The following is a 490-nucleotide window of genomic DNA, read 5'->3' as shown; positions in this document are numbered from 1 at the left end:
GTCGCTCCAAGGGTGCGCCGAGTAGCGGCTGAACACGAAGTCGAAGTCGCCATCGGCAAACTGCAGGCGCTCGGCGGCGCCGTGCACGGTGCGGATGTTGTCCAGGCCACGGTCCACGGCAGCGGCGGCGACCACGTCAAGCATCTGTTGGGACAGGTCGTACGCCACCACTTCTTTAACCAACGGTGCCACGTTGAAACTCACGTGACCGGCGCCGCAACCCAGGTCCAGCAGTCGTGCAGCGCCCTGCCCGGCCAGTTCGGCCTGGAGCAGCGCGAACTCGGTGCCTTGAGCATGTACTGCGCTGCTCAGGTAGGCCGAGGCCTGTTCGCCGAATTGTTTTTGCACGACTTGGGTGTGGGCGGTGCTGGTCATGATGATGTCCCTGGTTTTTGTGTTGCTGTTGCTGGCCCTTTCGCGAGCAAGCCCGCTCCCACATTCGACCGAGTTCCTTCAGTTGAAATGCAATCAAATGTGGGAGCGGGCATTC

General features: G+C 61.8%; 1 protein-coding gene. It reads right to left on the bottom strand.

The genetic code is table 11. The features are described 5' to 3' along the window. Positions 1 to 375, bottom strand: a 375-nt coding sequence (locus HX846_RS37610; protein WP_178967511.1) for a class I SAM-dependent methyltransferase, incomplete at its 3' end; no start/stop codon positions are given. Positions 376 to 490: the final 115 nt, after the last annotated feature.

The sequence above is a fragment of the Pseudomonas sp. K5002 genome, assembly GCF_013386655.1.
Classification (GTDB): Bacteria; Pseudomonadota; Gammaproteobacteria; order Pseudomonadales; family Pseudomonadaceae; genus Aquipseudomonas.
The sequence above is the reverse complement of the archived record's forward strand: the minus strand, read 5'-3'. Positions and strand labels throughout refer to the sequence as shown.